Genomic DNA, 16730 nt, shown 5'->3' on the forward strand with positions numbered 1-16730 from the left:
CCGGGTGCGCGCGAGGTGCGCGTACCCGGCCCTGCTACTGGTCCCGGTCGGCGCCGCCGTCCACCACCTCGATCGTGCCGCACAGCGCCGCCTCGCGGATCGTGTCGCTCAGGGACCGGCAGCCCTCGAAGGCCCCGCCTGCCCCGTCCCGTTCGGAGCAGGCCGCCGTGGCCCGGGCGTTCCACTGCACGCTCGTCTGCTGCCAGCTGCTCTTGCGCACCAGGACCTCGGCGGCACACCGCTCGCAGGCCAGCGGACGCATCGGCGCCCCGTCGGCGAGCCGGTTGTCGAGCCGCATCAGACCGGCCGGCTCTCTGCGGCGGCAGTGGCTGCGGCCTTGCGGGCGAGGTTCGCCTCGACCTCCTTCTGCCACGCCTCGACGGGCCGCGTGGTGTCCAGTTCGAACTCGAAGCGGTCGGTCATCTCCGGCGTCACGTCGGCGGCGTCGACGTAGAACTGCTCGTACCAGCGGCGGAGCTGGTAGACCGGGCCGTCCTCCTCGCACAGCAGCGGGTTGTCGATGCGGGTCTTGTTCTTCCAGATCTCGATGTCCTGCTCGAAACCGAGCTTGATGAACTGGGCCATCCCGGCGGCGAGTTCGTCGGCCGCCTCGCCCGACAGGGACCGGGAGCGCTTGACGACGATGCCGTACTGGAGGACGAAGCGGTTCGCGTCCACCGGATAGTGGCAGTTGATCAGGACGGACCGCACGTCATCGGCGTCGGCGTAGTGGTAGGTCAGGTCGTCGATCATGAAGGACGGTCCGTGGTAGGAGGCCACGGAGTTGCTGCCGGTGGTCCTCGGCCTGTCGTCCTGCTCCTGGGGGCGGGCGTCGGGCCGGCCGGTGCCGCGCATGTACTGGGTGGCGGTGTGGCCCTCGAAGACGTTCTTGAAGTACGTCGGGAAGGAGTAGTGCACGTAGAAGAAGTGGGCCATGTCCACGACGTTGTCGACGACCTCGCGGCAGTTGGCGTCGACGACGGTCTCGTACCAGATCCAGTCGGTCCACTCGTCGCTCGTGGCGCCCTCGATGCGGGGGATCGTCACGTCGGGCGGCGGCGGGTTGCCCTCCGGGTCGTTCCAGACGAAGAGCATGCCGTCCTGGTCCAGGGTCGGCCAGGCCGCCGTGCGGGCGCGCAGCGGGACCCGCTTGGAGTACGGGATCTGCTTGCAGCGGCCGTCGCCGCCCCAGCGCCAGTCGTGGAACGGGCAGGCGACCTGGTCGCCCTTGACGGTGCCCTGGGAGAGGTCGCCGCCCATGTGGCGGCAGTACGCGTCCAGCACGTTCAGCGTGCCGTCGCCCGCCTGGAACACCACCAGTTTCTGGCCGAAGGCCCGCACCGAGTGCGGCTTGCCGTCCTTGTACTTCTCGGCGAGACCCAGGCAGTGCCAGCCGCGTGCGAAGCGGGCGGGTGCCGCGGCGGCTTCGATGGCCCGGACGTCGTCGTGTGCTGACTCGGCTGCGCTCACGTTGCTCTCATCCCCTCAGGACGCGTGGTCTCCACGGTCCGGACGGTAGGACCGGACCGCGGCGCCCGAGCGGGGGAGTCCCACTGACCGGAACCGCTGTTCACCGGTGCCGGTGAGGGGGCGGTCCCGGTCGGTGGGACCGGGCGCGCCCGCCGGGCGCCCCGGCGGGTACCGTCCGCCGCTCCGTCCACCGGCAGGCGCAGCGAGGAGCCGAGATGAACCGTTTCGACAGTGCGAAAGTCCTGCTCACCGGGGCGGGCTCCGGCATCGGGCGGGCCACCGCCCTGCGGCTGGCCGCCGAGGGCGCGACCGTCTTCGCCGTCGACCGGTCCGGTGACGGCCTCGCCGGGACCGTCGCCGCGGCCACCGGTCCCGGGCGCGTCACGCCCCACGTGGCCGACGTCGCCGACGAGGACGCGGTGGTGGGCGCCGTGGCGGCGGCCGCCGAGGCGCTCGGCGGGATCGACGTCCTGGTGAACGTGGCGGGCATCCACCGGACGACACCGATCCACCGTCTGACGGTCGCCGACATGCAGCGCCTCTTCACGGTCAACACGGTCGGCACCGCCCTGTTCTGCCGGGAGGCGCTCCCCCTGCTCCCGGACCGCACCGGCGTCATCGTCAACGTCGCCTCGTCGGCGGCGGCACACGGGAACCCGTACATGACCGCGTACGCCGCCTCCAAGGGAGCCGTCCTCGGCTTCTCGCTGTCCCTGGCCGCGGAGGTCGCGCACCGGGGCATCCGCGTCGTCCCCGTCTCGCCCGGCTCGGTCGCCACGCCGCTGGCGGGACCGCAGACGCTGCCGCCGGAGCTGGACGTGTCGTACTACGGGCGGATCCGGGCGCCGTTCGGCACCGCCGAACCGGAACAGATCGCCGGCGTGATCGCCTTCGCGGCGTCGCGGGACGCGGCGTACCTCACGGGCGCCGAGCTGCGGGTCGACGGGGGGTCGCACATCTGACGGGCCACCCCACCACTCGCGGCGCGGGGGGCCGTGGCCACTCAGCGGGACTGGATCTTGCCCATTTCGAGAACGAATTCTAGTTTCGCGGCATCGGCCAGTCAGCCCGCTGGCCCGACAGCCACCCAGTCAGTCCGTCCGCGGCCCGCCCGTGGACCCTCACCCCCTACGGAGAACCATGACCGAGGCAGTCATCGTCGAAGCCGCGCGGACACCGGTCGGCCGGCGCCGCGGCGCCCTGTCCGGGCTGCACCCGGCGGAACTCCTCGGCCTCGCCCAGAAGGGCCTCGTGGAGCGCGCCGGCATCCCGGCCGACACCGTGGAACAGGTCGTCGGCGGCTGTGTCACCCAGGCCGGTGAGCAGTCCAACAACGTCACCCGCAACGCCTGGCTGCACACCGGGCTCCCGCACACCACCGCCTGCACCACCATCGACTGCGCCTGCGGATCGTCCCAGCAGGCGATCCACCTGGTCGCCGGACTGATCGCGGCCGGCGCCGTCGAGACCGGCATCGGCTGCGGCGTCGAGTCCATGAGCCGCGTCTTCCTCGGCAAGGCGCTCACCCCCGACACCGGCAGCCCGGTCCCGGACAGCTGGACCCTGGACATGCCCGACCAGTTCACGGCCGCCGAGCGCATCGCGCGGCACCGGGGCATCACCCGCGCCGACGCGGACGCCCTCGGCCTCGCCTCCCAGCACAAGGCCGCCCGGGCCTGGGCGGAGGGCCGCTTCGACCGGCAGATCATCCCCGTCGAGGCCCCCGTCACCGGCCCTGACGGCCCCACCGGCGAGAGGGCCCTCGTCACCCGCGACCAGGGACTGCGCGACACCAGCGCCGAAGCCCTCGCCGCCCTCGCCCCGGTCCTGCCCGACGGCATCCACACCGCCGGCAACTCCTCACAGATCAGCGACGGCGCCGCCGCCGTCCTGCTGATGAGCCGCACACGCGCCGCCCGCGCGGGCCTGCGTCCCCGCGCCCGCATCGTGGCCTCCACGATGGTCGGCTCCGACCCCTACTTCCACCTCGACGGCCCCGTCGCCGCCACCGAACAGGTACTGCGCAAGGCCGGCATGACCCTCGACGACATCGACCTCGTCGAGATCAACGAGGCCTTCGCCTCCGTCGTCCTGTCCTGGGCGCAGGTCCACAAGGCCGACCTGGACAAGGTCAACGTCAACGGAGGGGCCATCGCGCTCGGCCACGCCGTCGGCTCCACCGGGGCCCGCCTCGTCACCCAGGCCCTGCACGAACTGGAACGCACCGGCAAGTCCACCGCGCTGATCACCATGTGCGCCGGCGGGGCGCACTCCACCGCCACCGTCATCGAACGCGTCTGAGGAGCCGTCATGACCATCGGGCTCACCCAGGACCACCGCGACCTGCGCGACGCCGTGCGGGCCTTCGCCACCCGGCACATCACCGAGGCCACCCTGCGCTCCGCCGCCGACGCCGCGAAGGAGACGCTCCCCGAGCACTTCGGCGGCCTCGCCGCACAGGGCCTGCTCGGCCTGCACCTGCCGGAGGACACGGGCGGCGCCGGCTACGGCCTGCTCGAACTCGCCGTCGTCACCGAGGAACTGGGCCGCGCCATGGCCCCCGGCCCCTTCCTGCCGACGACCCTCGCCTCCGCCGTCCTGCACGCCGCCGGACACCGCACCCACCTAGCCGCGCTCGCCGCCGGAACCACCGTGGGCGCGGTCGGGGTCGGCCCCGGCACCCTCGCCCTGGCCCGCGCCGCCGACGGCACGGTCACCGTCAGCGGCACCTCGGACCTCGTCGTCGGCGGGCACCTCGCCGACCTGTTCGTGCTCCCCGCCGCCGACCACGGCCGCACCACCTGGCTCGTGCTGCCCCGCGCGGCCGTGGACACCGACGACGTCCGCAGCCACGACCTCACCCGCCGCTCGTCCCGCGTCACCGCCCGCTCCGTACCCGTCCCCGCCGCCGACCTCCTCGGCCTCGACCCCCGGCGCCCCCACGACCTGGCCGCGACCCTCTTCGCCGCCGAGGCCTCCGGCATCGCCGACCGCTGCGTCACCACCGCCGCCGACCACGCCCGCGTACGGGAGCAGTTCGGGCGCGTGATCGGCCAGTTCCAGGGCGTCAAGCACCGCTGCGCCCGCATGCTCGCCCACGCCGAACAGGCCCGCGCCTGCGCCTGGGACGCCGCCCGCGCCCAGGACGCCCTTCCCGACGGCACCGGGGAGGAACTCCGGGAGGCCGAGCTGGCCGCGGCCGTCGCCGCCGCGGTCGCCACGGAAGCCGCCTTCGTCGCCGCCAAGGACTGCGTCCAGGTGCTCGGCGGCATCGGCTTCACCTGGGAACACGACGCGCACCTCGCGCTGCGCCGCGCCCAGACCCTGCGCACCGCCCTCGGCCCGGCCGCCGCCTGGCGCCGCCGCGTGGCCCGCCTGGCACTGGACGGCACCCGGCGCCGACTGGGCGTCGAGCTGCCGCCGGAGGCCGAGACCGTGCGCGAGGACGTCCGCGCCGAACTGCGGGCCGCCGCCGGACTCGACGGCAGGGAACGCCTCACCCACCTCGCCGACCACGGCTACACCGCCCCGCACCTTCCCGCCCCCTGGGGCAAGGGCGCCGACCCGGTCACCCAGCTGGTCATCGCCGAGGAGCTGCGGGCCGCGGACCTCACCCCCGTCGACATGATCATCGGCGGCTGGGTGGTACCCACCCTCATCGCCCACGGCGACGCGGCCCAGCAGGAGCGCTTCCTCACGCCCAGCCTGCGCGGCGACATCGTCTGGTGCCAGCTGTTCAGCGAACCCGGCGCCGGCTCCGACCTGGCCGGCCTCACCACCCGGGCCCGGAAGACCGACGGCGGCTGGCGCGTCACCGGGCAGAAGGTGTGGACGTCCATGGCCCGCGACGCCCACTGGGGCGTCCTGCTCGCCCGTACCGACACCACCGTGCCCAAGCACCAGGGCATCTCGTACTTCCTCCTCGACATGACCAGCCCCGGCATCGACATCCGCCCGCTGCGGCAGATCACCGGCGAGGCCGAGTTCAACGAGGTGTTTTTGGACGACGTGTTCATTCCCGACGACCTCCTCGTCGGCGCGCCCGGCGACGGCTGGAAACTCGCCCGCACCACCCTCGCCAACGAACGCGTCGCCCTCTCCCACGACTCGGTCGGCTCCGGCGCCGAAACCCTGCTGGAGCTCGCCGCCGCCTCGGACGGCCTGGACGACGAACGCCTCACCGTCCTCGGCGGCCACCTCTGCGACGCGCAGACCGGCGCCGTCCTCGGCCTGCGCACCACCCTGCGCACCGTCTCCGGACAGCAGCCGGGCGCCGAGGCGTCCGTGGCCAAGCTCCTCGGCGTCGAACACCAGCAGCGGGTCTGGGAGACCTGCGTCGACTGGCTCGGCGACGCCGCGCTGAGCGGGGAGGGACAGCGCCACGACCCCATGTGGATGTTCCTCAACTCCCGCTGCCTGTCCATCGCGGGCGGCACCACGGAAGTCCAGCTGAACATCATCGGCGAGCGCCTCCTCGGCCTGCCGCGCGACCCCGAGCCCACCCGGAAAGGCTGACCATGCCCATCGACCGCGAGAAGGCGCTGACCGCGCCGCCGTCGGTCCGCGAGATCCGCTGGACCACCCGCGACGTCCTCCTCTACCACCTCAGCCTGGGAGCGGGTGCCGACGCCGCCACCGACCCCGAACTGCACCTCACCTACGAGAAGAACCTCGCCGTGCTGCCCACCTTCGCGGTGGTCGCCGGCACCGGCATCTCCGCGGGCGAGGGCCCCGCGCCCGGCCTGCACCTGCCCGGCATCGACGTCGACCTGCGGGCCGTGCTCCACGCCGGCCAGGGACTGGACGTGCACCGGCCCCTGCCCGCCTCGGGCGCCGCGACGCTCAGCTCACGCGTCGCCGAGGTGTGGGACAAGGGCAGGGCGGCGCTGATCGTGCTGGAGTCCGCGGCCACCGCACCCGGCGGCGAACCGCTGTGGACCACGACCACCCGCATCTGGGCCCGCGGCGAAGGAGGCTTCGGCGCCGGACCCGGACCCGACGAGGAACCGACGGCACCGGAACGGCCCGCCGACACCGTGCTCACCACCGCCACCAGCCCCCAACAAGCCCTGTGGTACCGCCTCAACGGCGACCTCAACCCGCTGCACGCCGACCCGTCCTTCGCCCGCTCCGCCGGTTTCGAACGGCCCGTCCTGCACGGACTCGCCTCCTACGGGCTGCTCGCCAAGACCCTCGTCGACGGACTCCTCGACGGCGACGTCACCCGCCTCACCGGCCTCGCCGTCCGCTTCGCCGGCCCCCTGGTGCCCGGCGAGTCCCTCACCACCTCGGTATGGCGCGACGGACCGGCGGACGACGGCACCGAGCGGCTCCTGCTGCACACCGCCTGCCCCGAACGCGACGGCGCGCCCGTCCTGACCCACGCGAAGGCGACGGTGCGCCCATGAACGTCCCCGCCCACGACACCACCGGCCCGACCACAGGCCCGGCCACCGGCCCCCGCCTGGTGGCCGAACGCCACCCGGACGGCGTCGACACAGCCGTCGCAGCCGCCCGCCGGCTCGTCACCGCGCTGCTGCGGGCCGGCGACGGCACCGGCGCCGACATGGACGGCATCGCCGCCCGCCTCGACGCCCTCGCCGACGAGCTCACCGAGAAGGCCCCCACCGTCCCGGAACGCCTCGCCGAGATGTGGCGCGGCGAGGGCGTCACCCGCCACGACCCCGTCACCGGCCCGGAGAACGCCCTCGCCCCGCCGCTGGCCCTGCACGGCGCCGAGGACCGCTCCGTCTCCGGCACCGTCACGCTCGACCTGCCCTACCAGGGGCCACCCGGCCACGTGCACGGCGGCGTCTCCGCGCTGCTCCTCGACCACACGCTGGGCGTGGCCAACCACTGGGCCGGCCCGTCCGGCATGACCGCCGAACTCACCCTGCGGTACCTGCGGCCCACCCCGCTGTTCGAGCCGCTCACCGTCACCGGCCGGCAGGACTCGGTGGACGGTTCCCGCATCCGCACCTCCGGCGAGATCTCGGCCGGCGGCAAGGTCTGCGTCACCGCGGAGGGCCTGTTCGTCAACAAGCAGCTGCCGAGGCCGAGCTGAGGGAGGGGCACCGCCATGGGAGACCCGGCGCGCACGCTCGACGGCAAGGTCGCCGTCATCACCGGGGCCGGCCAGGGCGTGGGCCAGGGCATCGCCCTCGCCCTCGCCTCCGAGGGCGCCTCGGTCGCCGTACTCGGGCGGACCGCGGCGAAACTGGAGAGCACCTGCGCACTGCTGCGGGCCAGAGGAGCACGCGCGGAGCCCTTCGTCCTAGACGTGCTCGACACGGACCGCATCCCCGCCGTCGTCGACGCCGTCGCCGCACGCTTCGGCGGCATCGACATCCTGGTCAACAACGCCTACACCGGCTGCTACGGACCGCTCCTGTCCCTGGACGACGAGCAGTTCCGCAGGGGCTTCGAGAGCGGGCCGTTCGCCGCGTTCGCGTTCATGAAGGCGGCACACCCCCATCTCGGCCGGGCCGGCGGAGGAGTGATCGTCAACCTGGTCACCTCGGCCATGGTCCGCTGGGACCTGAGCACCTACGGGGCGTACGCCGCCGCCAAGTCCGCGCTGCGCACCCTGACCCGGGCGGCCGCCAACGAGTGGGGCCGCGACGGGATCCGGGTCAACGCGATCGCCCCGCACGCGGTGTCGCCCGCCTACGCGAAGTGGCAGGCGGCCCGCCCCGAGGAGGCCGCCGAGTTCTGCGCGTCCATCCCGCTGGGCTACGTCGGCGACTGCGAGCAGGACATCGGCCGCGCCGTGGTGATGCTCTGCGGCCCGGACGCGCGCTACCTGACGGGGGCGACGGTGCCGCTGGACGGCGGCCAGGCCAACTTCGACTGACACCGACGCCGCCCGGCCCGCCCGGGAAGCCTCCCGGTCAGCGGGACCGCCCCCGCCGGGGCGGCCCACCCGCGGCTAGCTTCGCCGACGGCGGGCGACACCGGCCGCCCCGTCCGGTGCGCCACGACCACCGCGGAGCACCCGGCGTGTCCGCGCGCCCCCGTCTCCGTACCGACTCCGCAACCCGTCCACCGGGTGAGAGGGACCGACGTTGCCACACCAGACGATTGCCGACCTGCTGCTCGCCCGCGCCGGCGACGGCCATCCCGGTCTGCTGACCCGCGAACGGACCTGGACCTGGGACGAGGTGCTGGCCGAGAGCGCCGCCCGCGCCGCCTGGGCCGTCGACCTGCGGACCGACGGGCCCTTCCACATCGGCGTCCTGCTGGACAACGTGCCCGAGTACGTCTTCTGGCTCGGCGCCGCCGCCCTCGCGGGCGGGGCCGTCGTCGGCATCAACCCGACCCGCCGCGGAGCCGAACTCGAACGCGAGGTCCGGCACACCGACTGCCAGTTGATCGTCACCGACCGGGCGGGCCTCGGCCTGCTCGACGGCCTGGACACCGGCGTGAAGCGCGACCGCTTCCTGGTCGTCGACGACCCGGAGTACCCGGCCCGTCTCGCCGCACACGCCGCACGCCCGGCCCCCGTGCGCGCCGCACCCGACGTCACCGCCACCACCACGATGCTGCTCCTGCTGACCTCCGGCACGACCGGCACCTCCAAGGCGGCGATCTGCTCGCAGGGCAGGCTCGCCGCGCTCGGCGCCGCCAACAGCGCCAAGTACGACATCACCCGCGCCGACACCTGCTACTGCCCGATGCCGCTGTTCCACGGCAACGCGCTGATGGCCCTGTGGGCGCCGGCCCTGACCACGGGCGCCGGCATCGCCCTCACCCCCAAGTTCTCCGCCTCCGGATTCCTGCCCGACGTCCGACACTTCGGCGCCACCTACTTCACCTACGTCGGCAAGGCCATCGGCTACATCCTGGCCCGCCCCGAGACGACCGAAGACGCCGACAACCGGCTCACCCACGCCTTCGGCACCGAGGCGTCCCCCGAGGACGCCGACCGCTTCCTGCGCCGCTTCGGCTGCCGGCTCGTCGAGGGGTACGGCTCCAGCGAGGGCGCCGGCATGCTCAAGCGCGTGACCGACGGACCGGTGGGCGCGCTCGGCGTCCCCGCCCGCGACGGCGTCCGCATCGTGCACCCCACCACCCGCGAGACCTGCCCGCCCGCGCTGCTCGACGTCCACGGCCGGGTCCGCAACCCTGAGGAGGCCATCGGCGAGATCGTCGACACCGAGGGCGCCGCCCGCTTCGAGGGCTACTACAACAACGAGGCCGCCAACGCCGAACGGGTCCGGCACGGCTGGTACTGGACCGGGGACCTCGGCTACGTCGACGAGGCCGGCTACTTCTACTTCGCGGGCCGTTCGGGGGACTGGATCCGCGTGGACGGCGAGAACATCTCCGCCCTGCTCACCGAACGCGTCCTGCGCAGACACCCCCGGGTCGTCGCCGCCGGCGTCTTCGGCGTGCCCGATCCACGTTCCGGCGACCAGGTGATGGCCGCCGTGGAACTGCCCGACGGCACCCGCTTCGAGGACCTGGACCTGCCCGGCTTCCTGGCCGCCCAGGAGGACCTGGGCACCAAGGGCGCCCCGCGGTTCGTGCGGGTCTCGCACGCGCTGCCCACCACCGGCTCCAACAAGCTGCGCAAGAAGGAGATGCAGCTCGACGGCTGGCGCACGGACGACCCCGTGTACCGCTGGGCCGGCCGCGGCACGCCCGCGTACACGCCGATGACCGACGAGGACAAGGCCGCGCTGCGCGACGAGTTCCTGGCCAACGGGCGCGGGCGCTTCCTGCCCTGACGGCGGCGACAACCAAGGAGAACCACATGCAACTGCGCGAGAGCGCCGCGCACCGCGAGCTGCGCCGGGAACTGCGGGCGTACTTCTCGGGACTGATGCCCGAGGACGAACGCCGGCGCGTCGGCGAGGAGGGCGTCGGCGGAGACCGCTTCCGCGAGGTCGTCAAGCGGCTCGGCTCCGACGGCTGGCTGGGCATCGGCTGGCCCACCGAGTACGGCGGCCAGGGCCGGCCGGTCGAGGACCAGTACGTCTTCTTCGACGAAGTACAGCGGGCCGGACTGCCCTTCCCGTTCGTCACCGTCAACACCGTCGGACCGACCCTCATGTCCCACGGCAGCGAGGAACACAAGCGGCGCTTCCTGCCCGGCATCCTCTCCGGCGACATCGTCTTCGCGATCGGCTACACCGAGCCCGAGGCCGGAACCGACCTCGCCGCGCTGAGCACCCGCGCCGTCCGGGACGGCGACGCGTACGTCGTCGACGGCAGCAAGATCTTCACCAGCGGCGCCAACACCGCCGACTACGTGTGGCTCGCCGCCCGCACGAACCCGGACGCCCCCAAGCACAAGGGCATCTCGATCCTCATCGTGCCCACCACCGACGACGGCTTCTCCTGGAGCCCCATCCGCACGGTCGGCGGCATGGTCGTCACCGCGACGTACTACAGCGGCGTACGGGTCCCGGCGGGCGACGTGGTGGGGGAGGTCGACGGCGGCTGGAAGCTCATCACCGCCCAGCTCAACCACGAGCGGATCGGCCTCGCCGCCCTCGGCGGCCGCATGATCCAGCTCTGGGAGCGGGTCCTGGACTGGGCCACGGAGAACGGCACCACCGAACTTCCCTGGGTGCGGCGGGAGTTCGCCCGCACCCACGCCCGGCTGGAGGCCATGCGGCTGATGAACTGGCGGATGACCACCGCCGTCGCGGCAGGCACCCTGACCGGCGCCGACGCGGGCGCCGCCAAGGCCTACGGCACCGAGACCCACATCGACGTCCAGCGCGCCCTGACCCAGATCCTCGGCGCCGCCGGCCGCATCCGCCCCGAGTCGCCCGGCGCGGTGCTCGCCGGGCAGGTGGAGCAGCTCTCCCGGCAGGGCATCGTCAACACCTTCGGCGGCGGCGTCAACGAGGTCCTGCGCGACATGGTCGCCACTCAGGGACTCGGACTGCCGCGCAAGGGGCGTGGCGCGTGAGCGGGCACGACGGCACCGGCCCGGGCCCCGGGTACGAGGAGCGGCTCCAGGCCTTCACCGGGCGCGAACTGCGCCCCCGCACGCCCGCTCAGGACCCCGTCAACCAGCCGATGATCCGGCACTGGACGGAGGCGATGGGCGACACCAACCCCGTCTACACCGACCCGGCGGCGGCCCGTGCCACCGGGCGCACGGGGGTGGTGGCACCGGCCTCGATGGTCCAGGCGTGGACGATGCGCGGCTACGCGGCCACCGTCTCCCCGCCGGCCGCACGCACCGCCTTCGACGAACTGGCCGACCTCCTCGACGAGGGCGGCTACTCCTCCGTGGTCGCGACCGACTCCGAGTTCACCTTCGAACGGGAGCTGACGCCCGGGGACCACGTCGCCGTCCGCGAGACCGTGGAGTCGATCTCCGGGGAGAAGAAGACCGGCCTGGGCGTGGGGCGGTTCGTCACCACCCTCAAGACGTACACCGACCAGCACGGCGAGACCGTCGCCACCCAACGCTGGCGCACGCTCAGGTTCCGCCCGGCCGCGCGATCGCGGCCGGCCCCGCGCCCCCGCCCCGCGATCAACCGCGACAACGCCTTCTTCTTCGACGGCGCGAAACAGCACCGCCTGCTCATCCAGCGCTGCGCCGCCTGCGCCGCCCTGCGCCACCCCCCGGGCCCCTGCTGCCCGCGGTGCAACTCGCTGGAGTGGGACACCGTGGAAGCCTCCGGGCGAGGCCACGTGTACAGCTTCGTCGTCAACCACCACCCGAGGCACCCCGCCTTCGACCTCCCGTACGTCGTCGCCGTCGTCGAACTCGCCGAGGGCACCCGCCTCATCACCAACCTGACCGGCGTCGCGCCCGAGGACGTGGGCGTCGGCATGCCCGTCGTCCTGGACTGGCTGGACGCCGATCCCGATCTGACCCTGCCGGTGCTCCGGCCCGCCCCGACGGAGGCGCCCTGATGGATTTCTCCCTGGGAGAAGAGCTCGAAGCCGTCCGTGACCTGGCGCGGGAGATCTTCACCGACCGTGCGACGCCCGAGCGGTTGCGCCAGGTGGAGACCTCGCCGGGACGCGTCGACGAGAACCTGTGGCACGACCTGGCCGCCGCCGGCCTCCTCGGCGCCGTGCTGCCCGAGGCGGACGGCGGCGCCGGACTCGGTCTCGCGGGCCTCGCCGTACTGCTGGAGGAGCAGGGCCGGCGGGTGGCGCCGGTGCCGCTGTGGCCGGCACTGGCCGGCGCACTCGCCGTCGCCGCCCACGGCAGCGGACGGCAGCGCGCCGACCTGCTGCCGAGCCTCGCGGACGGAACCTCCCGCCCGACCCTCGCCCTGGAGGAGTTCGGCCCCGCCGACCCGCTCGCCCCCCGGACCCAGGCGGTGGCCGACGGCCCGCGGTGGCGGCTGACCGGCACCAAGGCCGTGGTGCCGTCGCCGTCCGGTGCCCGGCACGTCCTGGTCACCGCCGGTACGGCGGCCGGGCCGGGCCTGTTCCTGGTGGCCCCGGACGCCCCGGGCGTCTCCTGGGAGCACGCGGAGACCACCAGCCACGACCTGAGCGCCCACCTCACCCTCCACCACGCCGTCGGCGAACCCGTCGGCACCCCGGGCGACGGGACCGTGGGCCACCTGGTCCGCGACGTCTTCGTGGCGCTGGCCGCCGTACAGCTCGGCGTGGCCGGGGGCGCGCTCCGGTACGCGGCCGACCACCTGCGTGAACGCGACCAGTTCGGCCGTCCGCTGGCCACCTTCCAGGCCGTCCAGCACCAGCTCGCCGACTGCTACGTCGACATCGAGGCGATGCGGGTCACCCTGTGGCAGGCCGTGGACGCGTCGAAGGAGCCGTTCGACGACGCCGCCGACGCCGCCGGTGACGCCGACAAGGCCGCCCTCGTCGCCAAGTGGTGGGCCACCGAGGGCGGACTGAACACCGTCCACCGGGTCCAGCACGTCCACGGCGGCATCGGCGTCGACACCGACTACCCGGTGCACCGCCACTTCCTGTGGGGCAAGCAGGTCTCCACCACCCTCGGCGGGGCGGGCGCCGACCTGGAACGCCTCGGCGCCCTGCTGACCGGCCAGGCGGTGACGGCATGACCCGCACCCGGGGGTACCACCAGGTGGCCGTCGGCGACGTCCTGCCCGATCTGACGATCCCGGTCACCCGCACCCTGATCGTCGCCACGGCCCTCGCCAGCCGTGACTACCAGGACGTCCACCACGACCCCGAACTCGCCCGCGAGCGCGGCTCCAAGGACATCTTCATGAACATCCTGACCAGCAACGGCCTGGTCGACCGGTACGTCACCGGCTGGGCCGGCCCCGCCGCCGTCGTCAAGGGCATCCGCATCCGGCTCGGCGCCCCCAACCACCCAGGCGACACCATGGTGCTCACCGGGACGGTGACCGCGAAGTCCGACGAGGACCGCCGCGTCGACGTCGCCGTCAAGGGCACCAACGGCCTCGGCGCCCACGTCACCGGAACCGTGACCGTACAGCTGCCGGGGGAGGACCTATGACCTCCCCCGCGCTCTCCCGTGCCGCCGCCGTGGCCGGTATCGGTGCCACCGAGTTCTCCAAGAACTCCGGGCGCAGCGAACTCCAGCTGGCCTGCGAGGCGGTGCTCGCCGCCCTCGCCGACGCCGGGCTGGCCCCCGCCGACGTGGACGGCCTGGTCACCTTCACCGCCGAGACCAACTCCGAGATCCACGTCGCCCGCAACACCGGCATGGGCGACCTGACCTTCTTCTCCCGCGTCGGCTACGGCGGCGGCGCCGGCTGCGGCACCGTCCAGCAGGCCGCGATGGCCGTCGCCACCGGCGTCGCCGAAGTCGTCGTGGCCTACCGGGCGTTCAACGAGCGCTCCGGCGAGCGCTACGGCCTCGGCCAGGCCGCCCGCCCCATGGACACCACCGCCGACCGGGCCGCGTACGCCTGGATGACACCGTTCGGACTGAGCACCCCCGCCCAGTGGGTGGCCATGTTCGCCCGCCGCTACCTCCACGAGTACGGCGCCACCACCGACGACTTCGGCCGCGTCGCCGTGGTGGACCGCAAGCACGCCGCGAACAATCCCGCCGCCTGGTACCACGGCCGCCCCATCACCCTCCAGGACCACCGCGACTCACGGTGGATCGCCGAGCCGCTGCGACTGCTCGACTGCTGCCAGGAGACCGACGGCGGCCAGGCCCTGGTCGTCGTCTCCGCCGAACGGGCCCGCGACCTGCCCCACCGGCCCGCCCTGATCCGCGCCGCCGCCCAGGGACTCGGCGCCGACCAGCACATGATGACCAGCTACTACCGGCCGACGATCACCGGCATCCCCGAGATGGGCCTGGTCGGACGGCAGCTGTACCGGCAGAGCGGGCTCGGACCCGACGACGTGGACGCCGCGGTCCTCTACGACCACTTCACCCCGCTGGTCCTGCCCCAACTGGAGGAACTGGGCTTCTGCGGGCCCGGCGAGGCGAAGGACTTCATCGCCGACGGCCACCTGGAACTCGGCGGCAGGCTGCCGTTCAACACCCACGGCGGACAGCTCGGCGAGGCGTACCTGCACGGCATGAACGGCATCGCCGAGGGCGTCCGCCTGGTCCGCGGCACCTCCGTCAACCAGCCCGACGACGTCGGCCACGTGCTCGTGACCGCCGGCACCGGAGTCCCCACCAGCGGCCTGATCCTGGGAGCCGACCGATGACCACCACCCACGCCTGGCAGGGGCACGGCCTCGGCACCCGCACGGTCTCCTACACCGAACGCGACGCCATCCTGTACGCGCTCGCCGTCGGCGCCGGAGCCGACCGGCTGGACCTCGTGTACGAGCGGCACCTGCGCGTGCTGCCCACCTTCGCGCTGACCCTCGCCCAGTGGGCGCCCGACGCCCTGGGCACCCTCGGCGCCTTCGACGTCACCACCGCCGTGCACGGCAGCCAACGCCTCACCGTGAAGCGTCCGTTGGAGCGCTCCGGAGAGCTGACGACGTCCGCCCGGGTCTCCGGCGTGTGGGACAAGGGCTCCGCCGCCGTCTTCGACGTCGAGGTGGACTGCGACCGCTTCACGGCCACCTGGTCGATCTTCGCCCCCGGCACAGGCGGCTTCGGCGGCGAGCGCGGGCCCTCCGCACCGCGCCGCCCGGACCGGCCGGCCGACCACCGGCTGACCGCGCCCACGCACTCCCGGCAGGCGGCCCTCTACCGGCTGCTCGGCGACCGGCACGCCATGCACATCGACCCCGAGGCCGCGAAGGCCGCGGGCATGCCCCGGCCGTTCCTGCACGGACTGTGCACCCTCGCCGCGGCTCTGCTCCCCCTCGCCGACACCCTCGGCGCGCACCCCGCCGACCTGACGGAGCTGGAGGCCCGGTTCGCCGCCCCCGTCTTCCCGGGCGACCCGCTCGCCCTGCACGGCTGGACCGGTGACGACACCGGCGTCCGCTTCGAGGCGTCGGCCGAGGACGGACGCACCGTGCTCTCCGGCGGCCGCGCCCGCTTCGCCCCCGCCGCACCGACCCGCGAGGAGACCCCCGATGCTTGACGCCGCACGACGCGCCGAGGCCGCCGAACTGCTCCGCACCGCACAACGCGACCGGGCCCCCGTCGCGCCGCTGACCACCACCCACCCGGAGATCGACGCCACCGACGCGTACGAGATCCAGCTCCTCAACATCAGGGAGCAGTTGAAGCAAGAGAGCGTCACGGTCCACGGGCACAAGGTCGGCCTGTCCTCCAAGGTCATGCAGCAGATGATGGGCGTGGACGAGCCCGACTACGGCCACCTGCTCTCCGACATGGTGCTGACCGAGGGGACACCCGTCGACACCGGCCGCTACTGCCAACCGCGCATCGAGGTCGAGATCGGGTACGTGCTGGGCCGGAGCCTGCCCGGAGAGGGGTGCACCACGGCGGACGTCCTCGCCGCCACCGAGTACGTCGTGCCGAGCATCGAACTCATCGACAGCCGGATCAGGGACTGGAAGATCGGCCTCGCCGACACCATCGCCGACAACGCGTCCTCCGCCGGTGTGCTCCTCGGCGCCGCCCGGGTCCGCCCGGCCGACCTCGACCCGGCCGACGTCGCCGCCGTCCTGTACCGGGGCGGCGAGGAGATCGCCCGGGGCAACACCAGCGCCGTACTGGGCGACCCGACCGAGGCCGTCGCGTGGCTGGCCCGCAAGGTGGCCTCCTACGGGGTCCGTCTGGAGGCCGGGCACGTCGTGCTGCCGGGCTCGTGCACCCGGGCGGTGGACGCGCGGCCGGGGGACGAGTTCCGGGCCGACTTCGAGGGACTCGGCTCCGTGTCGGTCGCCTTCGTCTGAGCGCCGTCCGTCTTCGACCACAGCGGCTC

General features: G+C 73.6%; 16 protein-coding genes. 14 read left to right on the forward strand and 2 right to left on the reverse strand.

Annotation, left to right across the window (positions count from 1 at the left end; translation table 11 throughout):
• Window positions 1-34: 34 nt before the first annotated feature.
• Complete coding sequence (locus AMK11_RS16375) at window positions 35-298, reverse strand: ferredoxin (RefSeq protein ID WP_073727679.1); 264 nt, start codon at window positions 296-298, stop codon at window positions 35-37.
• Entirely contained in the window at window positions 298-1470 is a 1173-nt protein-coding gene (locus AMK11_RS16380; protein ID WP_073727681.1) for a Rieske 2Fe-2S domain-containing protein, read from the reverse strand. Before AMK11_RS16380 ends, AMK11_RS16375 begins: the two co-directional genes overlap by 1 nt.
• A gap of 215 nt (window positions 1471-1685) precedes the next feature.
• On the opposite strand from AMK11_RS16380, the gene AMK11_RS16385 reads away from it, so the two are divergent.
• The 14 genes from AMK11_RS16385 to AMK11_RS16450 all read left to right on the forward strand — a co-directional run bounded on the left by AMK11_RS16385 (window position 1686) and on the right by AMK11_RS16450 (window position 16701).
• A complete protein-coding gene (locus tag AMK11_RS16385) occupies window positions 1686-2432 on the forward strand; it encodes an SDR family NAD(P)-dependent oxidoreductase (RefSeq protein WP_073727683.1) in 747 nt (248 codons plus the stop codon).
• Window positions 2433-2610: 178 nt separating this feature from the next.
• Window positions 2611-3771 carry a steroid 3-ketoacyl-CoA thiolase gene (locus AMK11_RS16390; RefSeq protein WP_073727685.1) on the forward strand — a complete coding sequence of 387 codons (1161 nt, stop codon included), beginning with the start codon at window positions 2611-2613 and terminating at the stop codon, window positions 3769-3771.
• 9 nt (window positions 3772-3780) lie between these two features.
• A complete protein-coding gene (locus tag AMK11_RS16395; RefSeq protein WP_073727687.1) occupies window positions 3781-5985 on the forward strand; it encodes an acyl-CoA dehydrogenase in 2205 nt (734 codons plus the stop codon).
• 2 nt (window positions 5986-5987) lie between these two features.
• Window positions 5988-6878 (forward strand): MaoC/PaaZ C-terminal domain-containing protein, encoded by an 891-nt coding sequence (locus AMK11_RS16400; protein WP_073727689.1) that lies wholly within the window; start codon window positions 5988-5990, stop codon window positions 6876-6878.
• On the forward strand, window positions 6875-7534 hold the full coding sequence (locus AMK11_RS16405; protein WP_079187474.1) for a PaaI family thioesterase: 660 nt from the start codon (window positions 6875-6877) through the stop codon (window positions 7532-7534). Before AMK11_RS16400 ends, AMK11_RS16405 begins: the two co-directional genes overlap by 4 nt.
• Before the next feature lie 15 nt (window positions 7535-7549).
• Window positions 7550-8323, forward strand: coding sequence for an SDR family NAD(P)-dependent oxidoreductase (locus AMK11_RS16410; RefSeq protein WP_073727691.1), 774 nt, complete (start codon window positions 7550-7552; stop codon window positions 8321-8323).
• A gap of 211 nt (window positions 8324-8534) precedes the next feature.
• A complete protein-coding gene (locus tag AMK11_RS16415; protein ID WP_073727693.1) occupies window positions 8535-10199 on the forward strand; it encodes an AMP-binding protein in 1665 nt (554 codons plus the stop codon).
• A 26-nt stretch (window positions 10200-10225) separates the two neighbouring features.
• The gene (locus tag AMK11_RS16420) at window positions 10226-11392 is read left to right on the forward strand and encodes an acyl-CoA dehydrogenase family protein (RefSeq protein WP_073727695.1); all 1167 of its coding nucleotides are present in this window, start codon (window positions 10226-10228) and stop codon (window positions 11390-11392) included.
• On the forward strand, window positions 11389-12351 hold the full coding sequence (locus tag AMK11_RS16425) for a bifunctional MaoC family dehydratase N-terminal/OB-fold nucleic acid binding domain-containing protein (RefSeq protein ID WP_073727697.1): 963 nt from the start codon (window positions 11389-11391) through the stop codon (window positions 12349-12351). The genes AMK11_RS16420 and AMK11_RS16425 overlap by 4 nt, the downstream gene beginning before the upstream one ends.
• The gene (locus AMK11_RS16430) at window positions 12351-13484 is read left to right on the forward strand and encodes an acyl-CoA dehydrogenase family protein (RefSeq protein ID WP_073727699.1); all 1134 of its coding nucleotides are present in this window, start codon (window positions 12351-12353) and stop codon (window positions 13482-13484) included. The genes AMK11_RS16425 and AMK11_RS16430 overlap by 1 nt, the downstream gene beginning before the upstream one ends.
• A complete protein-coding gene (locus AMK11_RS16435) occupies window positions 13481-13906 on the forward strand; it encodes a MaoC family dehydratase (protein ID WP_073727701.1) in 426 nt (141 codons plus the stop codon). Before AMK11_RS16430 ends, AMK11_RS16435 begins: the two co-directional genes overlap by 4 nt.
• Window positions 13903-15084 (forward strand): lipid-transfer protein, encoded by a 1182-nt coding sequence (locus tag AMK11_RS16440; RefSeq protein ID WP_073727703.1) that lies wholly within the window; start codon window positions 13903-13905, stop codon window positions 15082-15084. Before AMK11_RS16435 ends, AMK11_RS16440 begins: the two co-directional genes overlap by 4 nt.
• Window positions 15081-15920, forward strand: a complete 840-nt coding sequence (locus AMK11_RS16445) for a MaoC/PaaZ C-terminal domain-containing protein (RefSeq protein WP_073727705.1) — start codon at window positions 15081-15083, stop codon at window positions 15918-15920. Before AMK11_RS16440 ends, AMK11_RS16445 begins: the two co-directional genes overlap by 4 nt.
• Window positions 15913-16701: a 2-keto-4-pentenoate hydratase gene (locus tag AMK11_RS16450; protein ID WP_073727707.1), complete on the forward strand. Its 789-nt coding sequence runs from the start codon at window positions 15913-15915 to the stop codon at window positions 16699-16701. The genes AMK11_RS16445 and AMK11_RS16450 overlap by 8 nt, the downstream gene beginning before the upstream one ends.
• Window positions 16702-16730 lie beyond the last annotated feature (29 nt).

Origin of the sequence: Streptomyces sp. CB02414, assembly GCF_001905385.1 — a bacterium.
GTDB lineage: Bacteria > Actinomycetota > Actinomycetes > Streptomycetales > Streptomycetaceae > Streptomyces.

Coding starts and splice junctions, on each gene's coding strand:
- AMK11_RS16420 (WP_073727695.1), top strand. CDS start 10,226: ATGCAACTGCGCGAGAGCGCCGCGCACCGCGAGCTGCGCCGGGAACTG.
- AMK11_RS16450 (WP_073727707.1), top strand. CDS start 15,913: ATGCTTGACGCCGCACGACGCGCCGAGGCCGCCGAACTGCTCCGCACC.
- AMK11_RS16445 (WP_073727705.1), top strand. CDS start 15,081: ATGACCACCACCCACGCCTGGCAGGGGCACGGCCTCGGCACCCGCACG.
- AMK11_RS16375 (WP_073727679.1), bottom strand. CDS start 298: ATGCGGCTCGACAACCGGCTCGCCGACGGGGCGCCGATGCGTCCGCTG.
- AMK11_RS16430 (WP_073727699.1), top strand. CDS start 12,351: ATGGATTTCTCCCTGGGAGAAGAGCTCGAAGCCGTCCGTGACCTGGCG.
- AMK11_RS16435 (WP_073727701.1), top strand. CDS start 13,481: ATGACCCGCACCCGGGGGTACCACCAGGTGGCCGTCGGCGACGTCCTG.
- AMK11_RS16395 (WP_073727687.1), top strand. CDS start 3,781: ATGACCATCGGGCTCACCCAGGACCACCGCGACCTGCGCGACGCCGTG.
- AMK11_RS16400 (WP_073727689.1), top strand. CDS start 5,988: ATGCCCATCGACCGCGAGAAGGCGCTGACCGCGCCGCCGTCGGTCCGC.
- AMK11_RS16385 (WP_073727683.1), top strand. CDS start 1,686: ATGAACCGTTTCGACAGTGCGAAAGTCCTGCTCACCGGGGCGGGCTCC.
- AMK11_RS16440 (WP_073727703.1), top strand. CDS start 13,903: ATGACCTCCCCCGCGCTCTCCCGTGCCGCCGCCGTGGCCGGTATCGGT.
- AMK11_RS16390 (WP_073727685.1), top strand. CDS start 2,611: ATGACCGAGGCAGTCATCGTCGAAGCCGCGCGGACACCGGTCGGCCGG.
- AMK11_RS16405 (WP_079187474.1), top strand. CDS start 6,875: ATGAACGTCCCCGCCCACGACACCACCGGCCCGACCACAGGCCCGGCC.
- AMK11_RS16410 (WP_073727691.1), top strand. CDS start 7,550: ATGGGAGACCCGGCGCGCACGCTCGACGGCAAGGTCGCCGTCATCACC.